General features: G+C 46.4%; 24 protein-coding genes and 1 pseudogene. 10 read left to right on the top strand and 15 right to left on the bottom strand.

The window, feature by feature from the left end; all coding sequences use genetic code 11:
* Positions 1-69: 69 nt before the first annotated feature.
* The 5 genes from KNO96_RS08945 to cspD form a co-directional block, all read right to left on the bottom strand.
* On the bottom strand, positions 70-927 hold the full coding sequence (locus tag KNO96_RS08945) for a YitT family protein (RefSeq protein ID WP_026825414.1): 858 nt from the start codon (positions 925-927) through the stop codon (positions 70-72).
* Between the two features lie 61 nt (positions 928-988).
* A complete protein-coding gene (gene prfB / locus KNO96_RS08940; protein ID WP_026825413.1) occupies positions 989-2,089 on the bottom strand; it encodes a peptide chain release factor 2 in 1,101 nt (366 codons plus the stop codon).
* 54 nt (positions 2,090-2,143) lie between these two features.
* Positions 2,144-4,666 (bottom strand): preprotein translocase subunit SecA, encoded by a 2,523-nt coding sequence (secA, locus tag KNO96_RS08935; RefSeq protein WP_026825412.1) that lies wholly within the window; start codon positions 4,664-4,666, stop codon positions 2,144-2,146.
* Positions 4,667-4,805: 139 nt separating this feature from the next.
* Positions 4,806-5,369, bottom strand: a complete 564-nt coding sequence (gene hpf / locus KNO96_RS08930) for a ribosome hibernation-promoting factor, HPF/YfiA family (protein WP_026825411.1) — start codon at positions 5,367-5,369, stop codon at positions 4,806-4,808.
* A 304-nt stretch (positions 5,370-5,673) separates the two neighbouring features.
* A complete protein-coding gene (cspD, locus tag KNO96_RS08925; RefSeq protein ID WP_026825410.1) occupies positions 5,674-5,871 on the bottom strand; it encodes a cold-shock protein CspD in 198 nt (65 codons plus the stop codon).
* A 271-nt stretch (positions 5,872-6,142) separates the two neighbouring features.
* Between cspD and KNO96_RS08920 the strand changes: the two genes are divergently transcribed.
* The 9 genes and pseudogenes from KNO96_RS08920 (at position 6,143) to KNO96_RS08880 (ending at position 12,475) form a co-directional block, all read left to right on the top strand.
* Positions 6,143-6,637, top strand: a complete 495-nt coding sequence (locus KNO96_RS08920) for a competence protein ComK (RefSeq protein WP_026825409.1) — start codon at positions 6,143-6,145, stop codon at positions 6,635-6,637.
* Between the two features lie 73 nt (positions 6,638-6,710).
* Complete coding sequence (locus KNO96_RS08915) at positions 6,711-8,432, top strand: hypothetical protein (RefSeq protein WP_214703409.1); 1,722 nt, start codon at positions 6,711-6,713, stop codon at positions 8,430-8,432.
* 9 nt (positions 8,433-8,441) lie between these two features.
* The gene (locus KNO96_RS08910) at positions 8,442-8,732 is read left to right on the top strand and encodes an EscU/YscU/HrcU family type III secretion system export apparatus switch protein (RefSeq protein WP_026825407.1); all 291 of its coding nucleotides are present in this window, start codon (positions 8,442-8,444) and stop codon (positions 8,730-8,732) included.
* Positions 8,729-9,109 (top strand): flagellar protein FliS, encoded by a 381-nt coding sequence (locus KNO96_RS08905; protein WP_214703408.1) that lies wholly within the window; start codon positions 8,729-8,731, stop codon positions 9,107-9,109. Before KNO96_RS08910 ends, KNO96_RS08905 begins: the two co-directional genes overlap by 4 nt.
* Positions 9,093-9,995, top strand: a complete 903-nt coding sequence (locus tag KNO96_RS08900) for a flagellin N-terminal helical domain-containing protein (protein ID WP_214703407.1) — start codon at positions 9,093-9,095, stop codon at positions 9,993-9,995. The genes KNO96_RS08905 and KNO96_RS08900 overlap by 17 nt, the downstream gene beginning before the upstream one ends.
* A gap of 24 nt (positions 9,996-10,019) precedes the next feature.
* Entirely contained in the window at positions 10,020-10,463 is a 444-nt protein-coding gene (locus KNO96_RS08895; RefSeq protein WP_074036246.1) for a YaaR family protein, read from the top strand.
* A 9-nt stretch (positions 10,464-10,472) separates the two neighbouring features.
* Positions 10,473-11,138, top strand: coding sequence for a DUF2225 domain-containing protein (locus tag KNO96_RS08890; RefSeq protein ID WP_214703406.1), 666 nt, complete (start codon positions 10,473-10,475; stop codon positions 11,136-11,138).
* A gap of 263 nt (positions 11,139-11,401) precedes the next feature.
* Positions 11,402-11,902: a DUF1572 family protein gene (locus KNO96_RS08885; RefSeq protein WP_214703405.1), complete on the top strand. Its 501-nt coding sequence runs from the start codon at positions 11,402-11,404 to the stop codon at positions 11,900-11,902.
* A gap of 99 nt (positions 11,903-12,001) precedes the next feature.
* Positions 12,002-12,475 (top strand): annotated as a pseudogene (locus KNO96_RS08880) (AraC family transcriptional regulator).
* Positions 12,476-12,624: 149 nt separating this feature from the next.
* Here KNO96_RS08880 and KNO96_RS08875 read toward each other — a convergent pair.
* Positions 12,625-13,251, bottom strand: coding sequence for a hypothetical protein (locus tag KNO96_RS08875; RefSeq protein ID WP_078147330.1), 627 nt, complete (start codon positions 13,249-13,251; stop codon positions 12,625-12,627).
* A 138-nt stretch (positions 13,252-13,389) separates the two neighbouring features.
* Positions 13,390-13,572, bottom strand: coding sequence for a hypothetical protein (locus KNO96_RS08870; protein WP_214690645.1), 183 nt, complete (start codon positions 13,570-13,572; stop codon positions 13,390-13,392).
* Positions 13,573-13,732: 160 nt separating this feature from the next.
* Between KNO96_RS08870 and KNO96_RS08865 the strand changes: the two genes are divergently transcribed.
* Positions 13,733-14,110 carry a DUF3021 family protein gene (locus KNO96_RS08865; RefSeq protein WP_214703404.1) on the top strand — a complete coding sequence of 126 codons (378 nt, stop codon included), beginning with the start codon at positions 13,733-13,735 and terminating at the stop codon, positions 14,108-14,110.
* 35 nt (positions 14,111-14,145) lie between these two features.
* On the opposite strand, the gene fliT is transcribed toward KNO96_RS08865, so the two are convergent.
* The 8 genes from fliT to KNO96_RS08825 form a co-directional block, all read right to left on the bottom strand.
* Positions 14,146-14,496 (bottom strand): flagellar protein FliT, encoded by a 351-nt coding sequence (gene fliT / locus KNO96_RS08860; RefSeq protein WP_251125096.1) that lies wholly within the window; start codon positions 14,494-14,496, stop codon positions 14,146-14,148.
* Positions 14,496-14,870 (bottom strand): flagellar export chaperone FliS, encoded by a 375-nt coding sequence (fliS, locus tag KNO96_RS08855; RefSeq protein ID WP_214703403.1) that lies wholly within the window; start codon positions 14,868-14,870, stop codon positions 14,496-14,498. Before fliS ends, fliT begins: the two co-directional genes overlap by 1 nt.
* A gap of 14 nt (positions 14,871-14,884) precedes the next feature.
* Complete coding sequence (gene fliD, locus KNO96_RS08850) at positions 14,885-16,534, bottom strand: flagellar filament capping protein FliD (protein ID WP_214703402.1); 1,650 nt, start codon at positions 16,532-16,534, stop codon at positions 14,885-14,887.
* 15 nt (positions 16,535-16,549) lie between these two features.
* Positions 16,550-16,906 (bottom strand): flagellar protein FlaG, encoded by a 357-nt coding sequence (locus KNO96_RS08845; RefSeq protein ID WP_214699540.1) that lies wholly within the window; start codon positions 16,904-16,906, stop codon positions 16,550-16,552.
* A 128-nt stretch (positions 16,907-17,034) separates the two neighbouring features.
* Positions 17,035-18,081, bottom strand: a complete 1,047-nt coding sequence (gene pseI, locus KNO96_RS08840; protein ID WP_214703401.1) for a pseudaminic acid synthase — start codon at positions 18,079-18,081, stop codon at positions 17,035-17,037.
* 29 nt (positions 18,082-18,110) lie between these two features.
* The gene (locus KNO96_RS08835) at positions 18,111-18,953 is read right to left on the bottom strand and encodes a methionyl-tRNA formyltransferase (RefSeq protein ID WP_214703400.1); all 843 of its coding nucleotides are present in this window, start codon (positions 18,951-18,953) and stop codon (positions 18,111-18,113) included.
* A 14-nt stretch (positions 18,954-18,967) separates the two neighbouring features.
* Positions 18,968-19,939, bottom strand: a complete 972-nt coding sequence (locus tag KNO96_RS08830) for a PseG/SpsG family protein (protein ID WP_214703399.1) — start codon at positions 19,937-19,939, stop codon at positions 18,968-18,970.
* Positions 19,940-19,968: 29 nt separating this feature from the next.
* Positions 19,969-20,706 (bottom strand): cytidylyltransferase domain-containing protein, encoded by a 738-nt coding sequence (locus tag KNO96_RS08825; RefSeq protein WP_251125097.1) that lies wholly within the window; start codon positions 20,704-20,706, stop codon positions 19,969-19,971.
* Positions 20,707-20,709 lie beyond the last annotated feature (3 nt).

Below are 20,709 nucleotides of genomic sequence, written 5' to 3'. Positions count from 1 at the left end.
TTACCATTATAGCCTTTCACGTATACTTTCTAACCTAATCTCACGAAAAGTACACAAAGATTCCACAACTTACGGAACGTTGATATAGCGTTTGTCCGACGTGAACCCTTGTCCGAGCACCTCATGTGCCTCACTGAAGACGAGGAACGCATCGGGGTCAATCCGACGAATGATCTCTTTCAGACGACTCACCTCGCTCTGACGGACGACGATCATGAGCATCGGACGATCGAGACGAGAATAAGCCCCGATTGCTTGAATCTCGGTCGCTCCACGATCGAGCTCCTCAAAGACGGCACGGACGATGAAGTCCCGCTTCTCCGAGATGATATAAGCCATCTTGTCCTGCGTGAATCCAAGCTGGACGAAGTCGATCATCTTGACCGTGATGAATAGGGCGATCAGTGCATAAAGTCCGGTCGAGAACGAGAACGTGAGGGCGGCGGTCAAGACGACCATGCCGTCGAGGAGCGCGATACATAAATAAAGCGGGATGTGCGTGAACTTATGTAAGATTTGCGCAATCAAGTCCATTCCACCTGTCGAGGCACGTCCCCGGAAGATGAGTCCTAGCCCGACTCCAACACCGACACCGCCAAATATGGCGGCGAGGAGCGTGTCGTTCACGGCAGCCCCTGCATCGATCGCTTCATAGAAAAGAATGACACCCGGTAAGAAGATGGAGCCGACGAGCGACTTCACCCCGAATCCGAGACCGAGGATGGTCCACCCAATGATGAGAAGTAGTACGTTCGCCACGAGCTGAAATGCCCCCGGTGAAATCCCGAACAGTTCATACGTGATAACCGATATCCCACTCACCCCACCTGACGCCAAATTGTTCGGCAATAGAAATAAGCTGAAGGCCGAGGCGACGAACACCGAACCGGTCAACAAATACAGATAGTCTTTGACGATTTGCTTCATTAAAGAATTTCTCCTTTACACACAACATGGCCCAAAGACAGGTGTCTTTGAGCCACATGCATCACATATTTGTTTTACGAAGGTAAGCATCGATGAACGGCATGACGTCGCCGTCCATGACACCACTTGTATTTCCGACTTCGTGGTTCGTCCGGTGATCTTTGACCATCGAATACGGATGGAAGACGTACGAACGGATTTGGCTACCCCAACCGATATCCGTCTTCTCGCCACGGATTTCGTCGAGTTTGCGTTGCTGCTCGTCGAGTTCGCGTTGGTACAATTTCGCTTTCAACATCTTCATCGCCGATTCACGGTTCTTGATTTGTGAGCGTTCGGTCTGACACGAGACAACGACGCCCGTCGGCACGTGCGTAATCCGGACAGCCGAGTCTGTCGTGTTGATGTGCTGTCCACCGGCACCTGACGCGCGGTACGTGTCAACGCGGAGGTCTTCTGTCCGTACTTCGATCTCAATGTCGTCATCGAACTCCGGCATGACGTCACATGAAACGAACGATGTGTGGCGACGACCTGACGAGTCAAACGGAGAGATTCGGACTAAACGGTGAATCCCTTTTTCCGCTTTCAAGTAACCGTAAGCGTTGTGTCCGATGATGCGAAGCGTGACAGATTTGACACCAGCTTCCTCACCCGGAAGGTAATCGACCGTCTCGACTTTCCAGCCTTGTTTATCGGCGAAACGTTGGTACATGCGAAGGAGCATCGATGCCCAGTCTTGTGACTCAGTACCGCCCGCACCCGGGTGCAATTCAAGAATTGCATTGTTTGCATCGTACGGTCCGTTCAAGAGGATTTCGAGTTCGAAGTCATCGAACTCTTTTTTGAGCGCTTGAATCGTTTCTCCGAGCTCTTCTTGCATCTCTGCCTCCGGCTCTTCCTTGATGAGTTCAAGCGTCACTTCGCCGTCCTCGTGTTTGCTTGCGAGGTCTTGATATTTGTCGACCATCGCTTTGAGCCCGTTTGACTCATCGATGACTTTCTGTGCCTTCTCTTGGTTGTCCCAAAAGTCAGGGTACGTCATCTCATTCTCGAGCTCGGCGATGCGCGCTTCCTTCTCCGTCAAGTTGAGAGAAGCTCTATAATTTTCGAGGCGCTTCGCCATTGCCTCAAGTTCGTTCCGAATATCTGAAATTTCCATAGTGTGATTCACCTTTCCGTAGGAAAGAGGCGAGCGGACCCGCCTCTTCAATAATTAAGCCTGTTGTCTACCATGACAGTTCTTGAACTTCTTACCAGAGCCACACCAGCACGGATCGTTCCGGCCGATGCTCTCTTCTTTCGAACGACGGACCGGTTTTTTCTTGACTGGTGCATCGTCCTTTCCAGAGACGGCAACTTCCTCTTCGACGACTTTCTCACGTCGGAGGTTGTCCCCGACTTCGGCACGAAGCACGAAGCCTGTCACTTCTTCTGAAATTGCCGCGTTCATCGCGTCAAACATGCTAATCCCTTCCGCTTGGTACTCACGGAGCGGATCGTTCTGCCCGTAAGCGCGGAGATGAATCCCTTGACGCAACTGATCCATATGATCGATATGGGACATCCAGTGCGAGTCAACGGCACGGAGTACGATGATTTTTTCGAATTCGTTGAAGCGCTCAGGTGGTGCGAGTTCACGTTTTGCTTCATACTGCTCGTTCACACGTTCCATGAGGAGTTCAACGATTTCTTCCCGTTCTTTTCCGTAGAAGTCTTTGCCTTCGACCGGTTTTTCAAGCGCGAGCGTCTGGTTTGACCAGTGCGCGAGCTCGTCGATGTTCCACTCTTCCGGTACGAGTTCGATCGGCGTATATTGCCCGACTCCGAGTTCGACCGTCTGGGCCATCATCGAACGGACGATATCCGTGACCGACTCGTTCTCGAGAATGCTCGCACGGTCCTTGTACATGACCTTCCGCTGGTCGGCCATGACGTTATCGTAACCGAGAAGCTGTTTACGCGCATCGTAGTTGTTTCCTTCGACGCGTTTCTGAGCCGATTCGACCGCTTTTGAGACCATGCGGCTCTCAATCGGTTGTGTGTCATCCATACCGAGACGTTCCATCATGCTTTGGAGGCTGTCCGTCCCGAAACGACGCATGAGCTCATCTTCGAGTGACAAGTAGAACTGGGATTTACCCGGGTCCCCTTGACGACCTGAACGACCACGGAGCTGATTGTCAATCCGGCGTGACTCGTGACGCTCTGTCCCGATGATGTAGAGACCACCGAGGTCGACGACGCCTTCTCCGAGCTTGATATCCGTACCACGACCGGCCATGTTCGTCGCGATCGTGACCGACCCTTTTTGACCAGCATTCTCGATGATTTCTGCCTCACGCGCGTGGTTTTTCGCATTCAAGACATCGTGACGAATCTTCTTCTTCGTCAAGAGCTTGCTCAAATATTCTGAAGTCTCGACGGCGACCGTACCGACAAGAATCGGTTGTCCTGTCGTGTGAACTGAAGAGATCTCTTCGACGACGGCTTTGAACTTCCCTTCCATCGATTTGAAGATGAGGTCCGACTTATCGTCGCGAAGAATCGGTTTGTTCGTCGGGATCGTCACGACTTGCATGTTGTAGATATTACGAAACTCCTCTTCCTCTGTCTTCGCCGTACCGGTCATCCCGGCAAGCTTCTCATACATACGGAAGTAGTTCTGATACGTGATTGTTGCGAGCGTCATCGATTCGCGTTGAATCTCGACGCCTTCTTTTGCCTCGATCGCTTGGTGAAGACCTTCCGAGTAGCGGCGTCCATCCATAACACGCCCTGTGAACTGGTCGATGATCATGACTTGTCCGTCACGCACCATATAGTCGATATCGTGGTGCATGACCGCATTCGCACGAAGCGCGAGCCCAACATGGTGGTTGACCGCGACGTGTTCGATGGCGAACAGGTTATCGATACCGAAGAACTTCTCGGCGAGGTCGACCCCTTGGTCCGTCAAGAGGACTGATTTCGTCTTCACGTCGACCGTGTAATCCTCTTCTTCTTTCAATGTACGAACAAACGCATCCGCACGTGTGTAGAGCTCGGTCGACTTTTGTGCCGATCCCGAGATGATGAGCGGGGTACGCGCCTCATCGACGAGAATCGAGTCGACTTCATCGACGATCGTATAATAGAGTTCACGTTGAACACGGTCTTCCTTATAGAGGACCATATTGTCACGGAGGTAGTCGAATCCGAGCTCGTTGTTCGTCGAGTACGTGATATCACAATTGTAAGCCGCTTGTTTTTCGACGCGGTCCATGTTCGACACGTTGAGACCGACCGAAAGACCGAGAGCGAAATAGAGCGGTTCCATGAGTTCTTTATCTCGTTTTGCCAAATATTCGTTGACCGTTACGACGTGTACGCCACGGCCCGTGAGCGCATTCAAATAGACAGGAAGTGTCGCGACGAGCGTCTTCCCTTCACCTGTTTTCATTTCGGCGATGTCACCGTTATGGAGCACATAGCCCCCGATGAGTTGGACCGGGTAGTGACGCATTCCGAGCACGCGCTCTGATGCCTCACGACAGACCGCGAACGCCTCTGGCAAGATGTCGTCGAGCGTTTCGCCTTTATCGAGACGGGCTCGGAACTCTTCTGTCTTCGCCTGAAGCTGTTCGTCTGACAATGCTTTGGTTGGTTCGGCGAACGACTCGATCAAGTCGGCCGCTTTCTCTGCTTTTTTCAACACTCGTTTCTGTGGAGCAAATAACTCTTTCAAAAAGTTCGCCATACTCATATCTCCTCTGCATTCACTAAAAAATGCATGTTTTTTCCCTAATGTACAGTTTAACCGAAGTGGTGCCACCTTTCAAGGAAAGGCAAAATGAAACGACCCCCCGAAGCCGGAGGGTCGTGTAAGGTCAAGTTCATTATTCAGGTTCGATCAAGCCGTACTTTCCATCTTTACGACGGTAGACGACGTTCGTGTTGCCCGTTTCTGCGTCAGAGAAGACGAAGAAGCTGTGACCGAGCATGTCCATTTGAAGAATCGCCTCTTCCGTGTCCATCGGTTTCAATGTGAAACGTTTCGTCCGTACGAGTTCGAGTTCTGCCTCGTCCTCATCGTAGACGGCCGATGCATCATCAATTCCTTCGAGGGACTTGAAGTACTCGCCGACGCCACCTTCTTTTCCGCGTCCTTTACGGTTGAGCTTCGTTTTGTGTTTACGGATTTGACGTTCCAATTTATCGACGACGAGGTCGATTGCCGCATACATGTCGAGGTTGATGTCCTCGGCACGGAGCAACAAGTTCGGCATCGGGATCGTCACTTCCACTTTTTGTTTCTCGTTATACACTTTCAAGTTGACGTAAGCCGTCTGTGCATCCGTAGGAGTTGTGAAATACCGAGTCAACTTCTCCAGCTTTTTCTCGACATAGTCTTTGATTGCTGGTGTGACCTCAATGTTTTCGCCGCGAATGTTATAAATCATCTGAACTCCTCCTTAAAATAACCGCTTGAACCATTGATTCGTCAAACGAGACGGAATCTCCTGCTTCGTTTCTAAAAAGAAAGTGGAATCAGGTGGCTCATTAATATTATACCCCGAAATCGCTATATTTGAAAACGTTATCATCAGAAAATAATGACAATTTTGTTCCTAATGTAACATTTCCTAGAACGAGCGAAAGGTATAGAAAGAAAATACCCATTCCACTCATTTTTAAACGCCTTTTTTAATTATATAGACAAAATAAAAAGCCGGCTCCCAAGGGAACCGGCTTCGTGGTCTGAAATTATAATTTTGTAACGTTAGCCGCTTGTGGGCCGCGCTCGCCATCAACGATTTCAAACTCTACTTCTTGACCTTCGTCAAGTGATTTGTAACCTTCAGATTGGATTGCTGAGAAGTGTACGAACACGTCTTTGCCGCCTTCAACTTCGATGAATCCAAAACCTTTTTCTGAGTTAAACCATTTTACTTTACCTACCATGTGTAAATCCATTCCTTTCACCATTGGAGAATACAGAGGTTTGTCCTCTACGGCTAATCTTACCACCTTCTTGGAAGCGTGACAAACAATTTCTCGAATTATTGTAAACGTTTCGTCATTTGGCTTTCATTGGAATTATATTTCCCTACTTTTCATATTGCCTTATTGAATTTACATTTTTTGTGATATATCATTGAAGGGATGATTTAGGTTTGTGCCGTTTGTCTTTAGCCGATCCTGAAAATCTAATACGAGGAGGATGGTGCAGCGTATGCGCTCCTACTATTCTGAGGAAAAATATCGCATCACAAAGCGAACCGTGGCGATTCTCCCTTGCTTTGATATCATGAAGCAGTCACGGATCATTCTCGAGGATGGCACCGAGATTTCAACCCCGCTCCGGCCGTACCAGTTGTTGCAACTATCTTGCCGCCAGTACAACAGCTCGATCGAGGAAAGAATCTTCATCGCCAAACGCGTCGCCGGCGTAAAAGGGAAAGTCCCTGTCGTGATCGAACCGACAACCGGACTCGTCTTCTTCCCGACGAAGTCTCCGAAGCGAGACGATTGTGAATGGTATGCTTGGTCCCATATTCGAGACATACTGAACATCGAGGAAGAGCCAAACGGGCTACTCCTCACAACGAATGGACATCAAATCCAAACGAACGCAACACCGTACGTCCTTCGGAACCAGCTGAAAGCGACAGGCGAACTCGTCGCCCGGTTCCAACAAATGAATGCGGGCCCCGTGCTCGAATCATGACTCACCTTCCGTCGAAAAGACGGAAGGTTTTTTTCTATTGTTCGCTTCATTTTTTTAAAAAGAGGTCGATATTATGGTCGAGGTGACAAACATGCAAATTCAAGCCCAAGCGACCGCTGTCAGTTCGGTCTTGCCAGGCATTCAGACGAACCGGACGTATAAGGCCGAACTCGTCAAACAGACCGGCCCCGACTCCGCAATCGTCAAAATCAACGGTGAAGAAGTCGAGGTCACATTCAAAGATGGGCTTCCAAAAACGAACCCGTTCCACGTGACGCTTGCCGAACAGGATGGCATGTTGATGGCAACCGTCATTCCCCAAAAGGAAGAGACGCTTGAATCCGCGCCACCTGCTTCCGCGTCGTCAAAGCTTGACGCGAAGATCCAGACGCTCCTCGCTTCCCTTCCACCGGAAGTGCGAAGCGCGGTCAGTCGACTGCTACAATCCGGACGCTTACCGATGAACGAGGATACGGTGCGCCTTCTCGAAACGGCATTCAAAGGGGACATGCGAGACGTCATCCTTCATTTGAAGACGCTCGACACGCAAGTCCTCCCTCGTGAGATGGCACGGGAGATCGCTGTCCTCTCCTTGAATGAAGCGAGACAACAGCTTACACCACCGGCACAGAACGCCCCGTACCCGCAAAAAGAGCGGTACGTCGAGCTCGTCAACCTATCACGTCCCGTGAGCGAACGCGTCATACCGACACCAGATACGGTCGACCGTACCATCCGCGACCTGCCTGCACCGCCGAAGATGGAGCGTTCTGAACCGATGACGCTCCCTCTCGTCAACGGACGACAGGTCATGGTGAAGGAAGTGACGAGCCATCTCGCGACGGTGACGAACAAATTCCGAAGCGAACAGGCAACGGTGACGAAACAACTCGGACAAGTCGCCGCGTTGATTGAGACGAACCCGCATGCGGCACGCCCTGCCCTCGAGACCGTATCGACCCGTTTGACGCAACTCGTCCAAAAGACGGACGCCCTACTTCATACCGATATCACTCAAGAGAAGCAGCTCGTCACCATGACGGCCAAGCTCGACCTCGCTTTATCTTTACTTGCGACTAAGCCACAAGAAAGTGCGACACTCGTCAAAGAAGTACGGGCGACGTTGAACGACTTCCGATACGCTCCGAACCAAGTGCGCATCGAATATATCCCGCACGGGGCGACACGCGCCGGAGAAATCCCTTCCGTTGCTCCGCTCAAACTCGACTCGACGCTGTCTGGTCGACACGTGCAGGAAGTGACGCAACGCGTCCAGGCCCAACAACTTGCACATACGACCTCTAACGCGCCGGCATCGGCTTTGTCAGTACGAGCGGATACGACGAACCCCGAGGCACAACGACTCGCCTCGTTCTTCCAAGTACAACAGACGCTCAATCGCCTCGATGGTGGTCAGCTCCATCAGCTCTTGTTCGCCCTACCGGCTAAAGTACAAGAGATTGACACCGGCATCCACGTCCATATCCAAAACCGGGAAGCAGGAGACGTCGTCGACTGGGAGAATAGCGTCCTCTACATCCGTTTAGAGACACCGCGCCTCGGAGAAATCGGCGTCAAGCTTGAAGCGAAAGATCGGAACCTCCGACTCACGCTCGAACACGACGATGCGACGGTCGAGCAAATCGCCCGTCCACTTCTTGGAAAGATTGAACAGACGCTCGAGACGATTGGATATAAGAGTGTGACGACCCAGTTCAAACCGCTCACGAAAGCCGAACGTGTCACCGAAGAACCGAAGGTGGCACCGACTACCGGTTATGACTTTAGAATTTAGGAGGTCCCGATGTACCAACGCATGGATTTGACGAAACGAAAGACGGCCGCGGTCGTCCGCTATGACGAGTCGACGGACAAAGCGCCCGTCGTCGTCGCCCGCGGGACCGGTGCCGTCGCGGAAAAGATTTTACAGGAAGCACGTGCCCGAGGCGTGGCGGTCGAGAACGACCATTCCTTGCTCGGACATCTGCTCGACCTTGACTTAGGGGACGCCATCCCACCCCAGCTATATGACGTGATGGCAGAAGTGTTGTTGTTAATAGAAGAACTTGATTCAATCAAAGGAGACCAAAGATGAATTCAACCCAGCTATATGAAATGAGGCCTGAAGAACTGACGCAGGCGATGTTACACGCGCTCGTTTATCATTACAAACGTGCCCAAGACTCGACGATCGCGGAACGGAATCGCCACCTTCGTCAAGCCCGTGAGCTGTTAGTCAAGCTCCATCAAGGACTCCATGACGGCGGTGGGATTATCGCGGCACAACTCGATGAAATTTATCTCTACATGGCGAACGCCAGTGTCGAAGCGATCATCGATCAGGACAAGCAAAAAATCGCCGAACTACATACGCTCGCAAGCGATCTCGATCAAACGTGGAGTGAAGCGATGGAGCGTGCGAAATTACAACCTGTCCCGACTGGAGGAAACCGCTATGAAAATTACCAATAACGTTCAAGCATTAAAAGCCTATACTTCCCTTTCACTGAACCAAGCATCGATGAAAAAGACGATGGATCGTCTCTCGAGTGGGATTCGGATCAACAAGGCGTCTGACGATGCGGCAGGTCTCGCCATCTCCGAGAAGATGCGAATGCGCCTCGACTCGCTCTCGATGGCAGAACGCAACACGCTCGACAGCATCTCGCTCACGCAGACGCTTGAAGGTGGGATGAACGAGACACACGCCCTTCTCCAACGGATGCGCGAACTATCTGTCCAAGCGGCGAACGGGACGCTCAGTGAGGACGACGCCAAAGCTGTCCAGGAAGAAATTAACGCGTTGACTGCCGAAGTGACGCGCATCGCGGAAACGACCGAATTCAACTCGAAGAAAATCATGAACGGAGAATACAAAGAAGGCAAGAACACGTTATTCTTCCAAATCGGTGCCGGTAATAACGAGGCCGTCATCTTGAACGTCGAAGACATACGGGCGCACGCGCTCGACATCACGACGACGTCAGCAGGTGGTGGGGAACTTCCTGCCGTCGATCACGACAATGATCAGGCGACAGCGTCTGAAACATACTACGCGCTGAGCGTGTTGACGCCAGACAAAGCGGGAGAAGCAATCGCGAAATTTGATGCGGCCATCAACAAAGTGTCGCTCGAACGTTCAAAACTCGGGGCCATCCAAAACCGGCTCGAGGCGAACGTCAGCGTCGTCGCCATCGGCTCAGAAAACTTAACGGCGTCTGAGTCACGAATACGTGATGCCGACATGGCCCGTGAAATGATGGACTTCGCACGTCTAAACATTTTGAACCAGTCCGGCATGGCGATGATTGCCCAGTCGAACGCTTTGCCGCAAGGCGTGTTACAATTATTGAACTAACTTAAAGAAAGGACGGTTGCCCATATGGACATTCGTCGCATCATGGAGACGCAATCGCTCCTCGGCTCAAGTAAGGCAAAGCGCGCCGAAGTCGAACCCGGTGTCTCCTTCCAAAATGTGATCGGTCAGAAGCGCGAAGACCGGGAGCATGAACGCTTCCAACGTCAAATCGCCGCGATTCATGAACAAGGAGAACTGCTCGCCGAGAGTCAGACCGTCGAAGCGCTTGCCGAATACAAACAAATGATTAAAGACTTTATGAAAGAGGCCGTTGACGCGGCACTCCGTCTCGAAGATAAACGCGGATTCAATCGCCGCGGGCGCGCGAAGATTTATAAGGTCGTCGAACAAGTCGACCAAAAACTCCTCGCGCTGACAGATCAGGTCATCTCGGGTGAGGCCTCTCGCCTTTCCTTACTCGACCAAGTCGGTGAAATTCGCGGATTGCTCGTAAATGTCTATGTGTGAGGTGTCGAGATGGCAGAACATTTGTTTTTGAAGAAAGTCAAATGTCCGTATTGTTTACAAGAAAGTAAGACGAACCGTGTCTTATCACGTCACATCCGTCCACTCGAAGTTGAGAAGGATGGCTACACAACGTATGATGGACCGAATCCTTATTTATACGAACCGACCGTCTGTGACCATTGTCACCTCGTCTTTCACGACTCGTTCGACAAGGTGCGCAAACATAACCGAGAAGCGCTTGAGACGAACTACTTCAATCAAGTGAATCCGGATGTGTTGAAAGGCGACCGTTCATATGAGCACGTCATCCTTCTCTATAAGTTCGCCATCATGACGGCCCAGTTGAGCGGACAAAAACCATCTGTCATCGCTATGCTCGGGATGCGAATCGTATGGATGTACCGATTGATTGGGGATGCAGCGTCTGAAAAGGAATGGATGCAGCGGACGCTCGATAAATACAATGAGGTGCAAGAAGCGTATACAGACCCGATTCGGACCGGATTACCGTACGACCAGCTCATGTTGCGGATTGCCGATTTGTCGGCCGCGCTTGACTACTACGAGGACGCGCGTCGCTGGTATGGGATTCTCCTCAGCAGTAAGGAAGTATCGGAACGCATCCGGAACCAGGCCCGTGATCATTGGGAAGAGTTTCGATTGGAGCACGCCTAATCAGAAGTGTGGGACCTTGTGTCTCACACTTTTTGAATACAAAAAATCGCACTCATCCACTCACATTCAAACGCAATCGGCACAATTGATGAATAAGAGATCCACATAACATTGACTACCCAGTACCCTCATGTCGACTATGCGGTGACGTCTTGCAGGATGTATCCCATGGAATCTCAATTGCTATAACATTAATTTAATTTTTAGTGGGATAGATATGGGGTATATTCAAAGCAGATACATACGAAGAGGAGGATCTTTTCATGTTTGAAACGCAATATCTCGATACCGTACGTGCTACGTTTAAAAGCCAGAAACAACTCGCTGAGCGTGCGCTCGTCCAAGTGAGTGAAGAGGACCTGCACAAGACACTTGCGCCGGACACACTCTCGCTCGCCTTGATCATCCAGCACATGGCGAATAACATGAAGTCGCGTTGGACCGATTTTTTGACGACAGACGGCGAGAAGCCGGACCGTGACCGGGACGCCGAGTTCGAGGACCAGCAGCTATCCCGTGCGGAGCTCATGGAGGTTTGGGACAAGCGTTGGCAACTGTTGGATAATGTTTTAGCTGATTTGACACCAGATGACTTAGGGAAGAACGTGATGATTCGAGGGGAAGCCCATTCCGTGATTGACGCGATCGAACGCCAAGTGTCGCATTATGGGTATCATGTCGGACAAATCGTCTATCTGTCGAAGCTATTCGCCGGGAGCGACTGGGATGTGTTGTCGATTCCGTTGCCGCATCAGCGTAAATAACAATTCCTGTTGCAACACTTCAACGAGATATTATTTCAATGAAGCACTTTTTTGGACATCAAGACAATTGAATCAGTCAACTTTAATGGGGGTTACAAAATGGATATGACTTTAAAGCAATTGCCTGAAACTGAAATTGCATTTATCAGACGTACGGGTAGCTATTTTGAACCACAAGAACATTAGGGGAAATTAATACATTGGGCGACGGAACACAACCTTTACCCTCCATCAAGTCAATTTATCGGTATTTCATTAGATAATCCGAACGATGTTGATCCTCATGAATGTAGACATGATGCTTGTGTCACAGTTCCTAAAAACTTTGATAAAACAGGGCACGGGGAGATACAATTTAAAATGCTAGAAGGTGGTCAATACATCGTGCACCATTTCTACGATACTCCAGAAAAACTGAGTGAGACGTATAAATATATTTTTGAAGAATGGTTACTAGAACGCGAATATTCAGTGGACGAATCTAGAAATACCTTGGAGTTCAATTTGAACAATCCAGCTGAAGATCCCGACGGAAAATCTAAAGTCGATTTATATGTACCCATTAAGAATTAAGATTTTACAAAATGAAAAAATTAAGATACAAGGAACTCTCAAAATATGAGAATCCCTTCTTATATTCTCTATGCTAACCACTATGCTTATTGTGTAGTAATAATCAACCATGAGACTAGGCGTACCGATTTTATTCGGCACGCCTACTCTTATTTTGTCACGTTAAGTGTATATTCGTAGCGGTCTTCTGCCACTTTGTCGAAGTTCTCGTTGAATGGTCCATCGATGACGACTTTCAAGTCCGTCAGCTCTTCTGGTTTTGCTTTCACGAAGAAGAGGACGTTCCCTTCTTTCTTCACCTTTCCTAAAAATTCTCCACCGACGTCATCTGAGAACCATAAGTCCGAAGACACCTGTTCCCCTGTGTTCGTCACCAGTGTTGCCTGGTTCGGATGGAAGCTCATCGTCTCGTCGACCGTATTCTCGACCAACATGTTCATCGCGACGACCGTCACCTCTTCTTGTCCATCGAATGAGTCGCTATAAGCTTCTGCGACCGTGAGGCGTGACGTCTGTACTTTGTCGATGGCGAATTGAATCGGACCCATCGTCTCCGTGATCGTGAGTGCCTTATTCTTCATGTAGATCTTGTTCGTACCGAGTTCACTTTCTTGGACGTCCGTCTCTTCAACAGTCGTCTCCTCTGGTACGTTCGCTTCCGCCTCTACCACTTCTTCCGTATCCGTCGCCGTCGTCTTCAGTTCGTCTGCTTCCCCGCAACCGACAAGTAGTGCGAGCGGTACCGCCACCAGTAAGCCAAATCGTTTCATGTTCATCTTCATCTCTCCCTTTTCTTAATCCAAGTGATGTTGTGGTTAAGACGAATATAACGAATTGACAAACCGAACCGTATTAAGAAAAAGTTCCAGGTAAAATAAAAGTCAAGGTCCATAATCGGACCTTGACATGTATACTTATCCTCTTGATTTCAGCTCTTCTTCCTCGTATGGGTCAGGACGATCCTCAAACGGCGTATCGTCCTCGACGTACGCTTCAAGTTTCGGGTCCCGTTCCACGTATTCATCGTACGCTCCCTCTGGACCATAGACGAAATAACGGCGCTTCCGTGACGATATCTTGGACTCTTTCTCACGCATCTCGTTTCCCTCCCTCTTTCCAGAAAAGAAGCAACGGCTACATTGATGTTTACCCGATTATAGCGGAAAACAGACGTCATTTCATCTATACCCTTTATATGAAACTTTTCCTTTCCACAGCCGTATACATTTACAACGATTCGATGAAAGGAAGATTCATATGCAACTATTGAAAAAAGGAATACTACGGAGTCTCATTTGGTCGCTGCCATTCGCTATACTCGCTCTCTATCAAGGCCAGTCAGGAAATGCAGAGGCTGTGCATGGGATGCTCATCTATGCCGGGGTCGCTTTCTTCCTCGGTCTGACGAGTGTCATTTACGAAGTCAAAAAGTGGTCGTTCAAGAAACAAATCTTCATTCATTGGAGCGTCATGCACGTGACGATTCTGCCACTTCTCTGGTTCGGTGGGACTACACCCATCACGTCGCTTCAAGATGCTACACGTCTCTACTTAAACTTTACGGTAAGTGGTCTCATCTTGTTTACCGCTTCTTATTTCATCATTCGGATGCGACGCCAAGTCAAAGCCTCTTAACACAAAAGCTCGAAGGCGCATGCCTTCGAGCTTTGTTATGTCTGTTGGTCGAATAGACCCGAGAAGTTAGAATCGACGTCCTCATATGGGTCAACGTACGACTTGACTGTCTTCCGTTCCATCCGTGCTGTCCCAAGCGTCATCCCGAGACGCTGGTGTTCGGCTTCAATCAGACGAGAAATCTTTTGACTGTCGTCGACGAGTTGCCTGAGGACCGTTTGGTCGGCTTTCTCCAGGTCAGGACCGTGTGCCGCAAGCAACTGTTCTCGGTCGTCCAAAAGCTCATGGATTTGTTCAATCCATGAATCGTACGTGGGTTCTTCCGGGACTTGCGCCAGCAACTCTTTTAAGCGTTGCGTCTTTAAGATGATTTCATCAATCGGCATCATGACTGCTTCGCGAGTTTCATCGCTTCCTTCCACGTGTCGCGGAGTTCCGTCGTGAAGTCGAGCACTTCGTCGAGGATGGTCGTATCATTCTTGACGTTCGCATCGACGAGACGGCGCCACATGTACTCATAGAGTGAATCTAAGTTCATCGAGATGGCGATGTCTTTATTCAGTGTGAGACGAAGCTCTTGGAAGATCGCTTGCGTCTTTTGGATGTTGATGTTCTTCAAGTCAGGGTTGCCCTGGTCGATTGCAAGCTTGGCGAGGCGCATGAACTTGAGCGCCCCGTCATAAAGCATAAGCGTCAGTTCCTGTGGGTTCGCGGTCGTGACCGCATTGTTTTGATATGCTGCATATGGATTGGCTACCATTTAAACTCCTCCTCTTACATGCCTCCGCCTAAAAACTGTGACAACGATGCCGCTTGAGCATTCGCTTGGTTCATCGCTGTTTCCATCGCTGTGAAACGACGGTAATAAGCGTTTTCTTTATCGATGAGTAGATCATTTAATCGCTTGATACGCGAATCAATATCGGTCATTTCTTTACCCATCGAATGGGTTTGTGCGCCAGAACCTTCAGCTCCTGCGATTCGTGTAATCGTATCGCGTGAATCTTTGGCAGCATCTCGGATTTGTGGCAATAATCCAGTTTCAGCATCTGTAAACAACTGATATACTTGCTCCGGATCTTTTTCGATTGCCGCTTTTAGCTTCTCTTCATCGAGTTCAATTTTACCACCATTGGTGAAATCCGCTCCAGTCGAAAGGCCGATTTGGAACAATCGTGACATGTCGATGTCATTCGATGCAGCAGTAGCACTCGACCACTTGCTCCGAAGATTGTCCATGGTTCCGCGTAAAATCGTATCACCGCGGAGCATACCGCTCATCGCTTTTTCTTCCCACTTCTTGATTTCGTCTTCAGATAACTCATCACGCTGAGCTTGAGTCAATGGTGAAAACGAACGGAATCGTTCTTCCCGTGTCTTGTTGTTCATGAGGTCGATAGTCTCGTTATATTTATCAACGAACCCTTTGATTCCGTCAAATATTTTTTGAGTGTCTGTCGCAGCGGATAAGTTCACTTTTGTCCCATCATTGAATGAGGACTTCAATGTAATGGTCATGTTATCAATCGTGAATGTGTTCGAACTTTGGGTCAACGTAATGCCGTTCACATCCACAGATGCATTCGTCCCTGCTACGGATCCGCTTAGACCAAATAGTGTTTTAGCTGCAGTGTCTTCAAATTCGATAATCGATTTCACGCCCGTGCTTTTACGTGTTAATGAAATCTGTCCTGAAGCTTCATCAAAGAACGTACTAATTCCCGTCTTCGTGCCATTCATTGCAGTGACTAGATCTTTAAACTTAGCATTCTCATCAACGTATACTGTCTGTAAAGCTCCACCGTCTTCGTTACGGAAACGAACTTGATATCCGGCTTCATACACGACTTGTGCACCTTCAGGGATCGTCACCCCACTATCGAAAGTAATTTTCCCAGTCGCCGCATCGTACGTATGAGCCAATGAAATCGCATTTCCATCTTTATCTGTAAAAGTTGGCGGATTATTCGGTAAAGGTTTCACTGTGAGTTCAGTTGTTCCCGCAGTTAACGTTTGTTTCCGAATCCCCACTTCTAACCCGAGTGTAGAAACTGCCGTGTTATTTGTGATACCTCCGCCATTTGCCACTGCGACATGAGAAGCTGAGGTCGCTAACGTTGCTGAGTTGATGGTAAGCGACGCATTTCCACTTGATGGACCCGCGACGACAGATACACGCGATTCATCAGAGGATGAAGCCGTTTTAGCGTAATAGTTTCGACTGAACATCATATCGACCGCGCTGTTTCGTAATGCTAACAGTGAGCGGTTGACTTCACGATAAGAGTCACGTCGCCATTCGGTCACTTGTTTTTTTTGTTCTAAACGATCTACTGGAATTCGTTCTGCTTGCATCATTTGTTTAATGATACTATCGGTATCGATCCCACTGGCTAATCCGCCAAATCGAATTGGTGATGTCATATGCCCACTCCTTTTTTATATCCGTTCGTCGAATAAATGATTAAACTCCATAAACGCCGCAAAGAAATCCATTGATTTCTTACTCGGAATCTCACGGATCACTTCATTGTTCGCATCGACGATTTGAATATAATAATCATTCAGTTTTTCGTGTTTCATAAATTTCAAACCGGTACGTTGATTTTCAAGGACTTGATTCGCCTTCTCGACCGCTGCCTCTAACTTTGTAATGTGTTGAGGCGTCGGAAGAATAACAATACCTTCATCGGCGAGTTGAGCTTGATTGGCTTCAACGAACACATTTTTAGTCTGCTCATACGGTAATACAGAAGAAGGCAAGTGAAGTCTGACTTCAGAAATGGTCGGATTCATAGTCTTCTACTCCCTCACATGTTATGGTCTCATTTCTTATATCGGTCAAAATACTATTTCCTTAAGTTTCTTCTTTCCCACACATAATAAAGAGGCGACGTAACCCGTCGCCTCGACCATCACTTTATTTACTTAATCAAATCCCAACTCATCGGCGCTCCACGCTCGATATCTTTCCTAGCCACTTTACCAAGAATGGAATCGATATGTTTCGGAGCCAATCCATGTCCCGGACGAATTGACCTTACATGTTCAGTCGTGAAGACTTCCCCAGCTTGAATATCTTTCACCACAAATAAAGAACGTGCGAACTCACGATTTTTCACTTTTTTCTCGTTTAATTGATAATCGACTCGTCCTAACGCTTGTTCCGCTTCTCGAACAGCATCTACCATCGATTTAAACTCATGAGGCTCTAAGGAAAAACTAGCATCTGGACCACCAATTGTTTTATCTAAAATAAAATGCTTTTCAATCACTTTCGCTCCTAGCGCAACTGAGACAATCGGGGCAGTGATTCCTAGCGTGTGATCAGACAAGCCGACTTCGACACCAAAAGTTTCTTTCATATTTTGCATCGTTAAGAGATTCGCATCCTCAACTTTTGCTGGGTAGGCTGACGTACATTTCAATAGTATGATTTGCTCGTTTCCAACTTTACGACAGACGGATACTGCATCTTCAATTTCTTGGAGCGTTGCAATTCCAGTTGAGATGATGATTGGTTTGTTCTTGGAGGCAACATACTCAATGAGTGGTAAATCAGTGATTTCAAATGAAGCAATTTTGTACGCAGGTACCTGTAAGCTTTCTAATAGATCCACAGCAGTAGGGTCGAAAGGACTTGAAAAACAAATGATATCCAACTCTTTTGCATAGTCCATCAACTCTTTATGCCATTCCCATGGTGTATAGGCTTCTTGATACAAATCATAAAGTGTCCGACCATCCCAAATCGTACCACTTTTAATTGTAAAATATTCTTTATTTGATTGGATGGTAATTGTGTCAGGAGTATAAGTTTGTAACTTAATTGCATCTGCACCAGAATCCTTTGCAGCTTTTATTGTATCAAGTGCGAGCTGAATATCTTGATTATGGTTCGCCGATAATTCTGCGATAATAAATGTACTTTTATTGTTCCTTGTAAAAATATCTTGAATATTAATAGGCATCCTTATATACACCTCGTAGTTAATCACATTTAAATAATTTCATAGTCAACTATTTTTAAAATATTGTCTTTACACCGTACATAGTAGTCATTATCGATTTTCTCAATTACGCCAATAGTGTCCAACTTACTTATTGAATCAGAGCATTGAATTATTTTATGAATAATTATCTTACTGCCATTCTTCAAATAATAATAAGCACCTGGATATGGTTTAGCTTGTGCTCTCACAAAGTTAATTACTTCAATAGTATTTTTTAAAAAATCTATGTAGCCCATTTCAGGAGTTCTTCTTCCAAAGTAACTTCCTTGACTTTCATTCTGTACTTTAGGCAATATTCCACTCTGTATATCTGTCAAAGAGTCTAATAGTAAGTCCGGGTATTCTTTTTCAAATTTTATCAACAAGTCATACCCAGTATCATCTTCCTCAATTTTAATTCGTATCTGCTTAATTATATTTCCAGTATCTACACCTTCGTCAATCAAGTGCGAAGTAACACCACTGTATGTTTCGCCATTTATGATACTCCAAACGTGTGGGGTTCTTCCTCTATATTTTGGCAATAATGATCCATGAAGGTTTAAAGCCACCTCTACAGAATTAATGATTTTAGAAGGTAAAATATATCTGTAATTTACACTTACTAGATAGTCGGGATTCTCGATTAAGATTTGTTCAAGTAGCTTATTTCCTTCTTTCCTTACGTCTATATACGAATAGGGGATATTATTAACTTCACAGTATGAATCCACACTATGATCACTCATGTCTTTATGAGTTAATACAAACACAACATCATACTTGTTTTGAATTAAAGTATCTAAACAAACTTTTCCTAGTTTACCAAAACCACAAAAAATCATCCTCATTACAAAAAACACCTCTACTTTAACAATCGATCAACTATTCTCTTACATCCACGACCATCAATTAAACCTTTTGATCTATGATAGAACTCTAATCTACTGTCATAAGTTTTTAAACTATTAATCTCACAAAGTATGTTTTCAATCCAAAAAGGATCATCTGAGTCAATCAAACTATTAATTACATTGAAATCAAACAGTCCTTTAATATTGTTTTGTTGATTTTCAGCAGTTTTGATTGGTATGAAAGGAGTATTCGTAGCAGTTAATTCATATACAGTTTGTCCAGCAGCAGTAATAGAAAAATCGGAATTAACCATTAATTCTTTCATTTCATAAGCACTTGCATTATTTATAATATTTACATTCTCGATTCTATTTCCGTCTATAAGTTCAAGACTACTTTTTCCGTTCCCTAACACTATATCAAAAGAGAATAATGGAAAATGGGGAATCACTTTCTTGATTATTTCTTCTGTCAATCCTTTTGCGTCTGACCCACCTAGAGTAACAAGGACTTTTTTCACATCCTTATTAATAATTCTTTCTCGCTTGTTAGTGAATTCTTTACGCAAAATAATATAATCTGGTCCGCTCAGTTCATTCTCGTTATTTTTAACTGATGATTCTTTGATTAATGCAGGAGTCAAAGTAATTCCTTTTGGATAATTTAGTCTATTGTAATCATCAATATACATACAATTAACTGATTTTAACTTAATATACTCAAGCACTTCTATATCAGCAAAATATGAATCAATAATGCAATATGTTTGGTCAAATGAATTCCTTTCAAGATAGGATAAAGATAACCAATCAGCTATCTCATATTCTTTATTGGATAACATTTCAATTCTTTCTAAATCGGTATTAACAATGAGTTTTGCATTCAATCCCCTCAATACAATTTCATCATATAATGCACTACATCTAGAAATATGACCAAATCCGTTATCGTTTCCACCCTCAGTGAAAATTATAATATTCATACAAATACATATCCTTTGCTAAATCTACATTAATATTTTTTTTGTTCAATATGAGAATTGATGATACTTAGATCCGGATTATTTTCCAATAGATTTAAAATTTCAGATAAATAAAATGAGTGAGTTCCTGTATATAGTTTCTTATATATGCTTGTAATCAGTTCTAAATCTTCTTCAGTATCTAAAGTTAATCGATAGTTAGAGTAATTTATTTGGTTAATGTGATGATATACATTTTGACTTTTTTCATACATATAGGGTGTGACATGTTCTATATGATAATCTTCACTATAGTTATTAAATGCATCGCTTAGTAATTCACTCGAGAAAATTTCAATATCTAAACCTCGTGGAAATGTTCTTTTACTCAAATCCTGGCCAGCATTTGTTACAATGTCGTATCGTTTATTATGATACGTTTCAATCATTTGGTCTATTACAAAAGGGTCTATCAAGGGACAATCTGAAGTGATTCGAATCACCACATCAGCTTCGGCTTCCATAGCTGCCTCGTAGTATCGACTCAGTACATTATCTGAACTTCCTCGATACACACGAACACCATATCGCTTTGCTTCCTCCGACAATACATCGTCTTCACTCAGTGTTGTCGTTGCAACGATGATTTCATCAATTAATTTCGCTTGTTTTACTCGAGTAATAACATGGTCAAGCACCGTGCGGCCTTGCAGTTTCATCAGTATTTTCCCAGGAAGCCTCGTTGAGCCCATCCGTGCTTGAATAATCGCCACCGTTTTCATAGCCATTTT

This window comes from Exiguobacterium sp. s89, from assembly GCF_018617735.1.
GTDB lineage: Bacteria > Bacillota > Bacilli > Exiguobacteriales > Exiguobacteriaceae > Exiguobacterium > Exiguobacterium marinum.
This window is presented reverse-complemented; position numbering and strand designations above follow the sequence as displayed.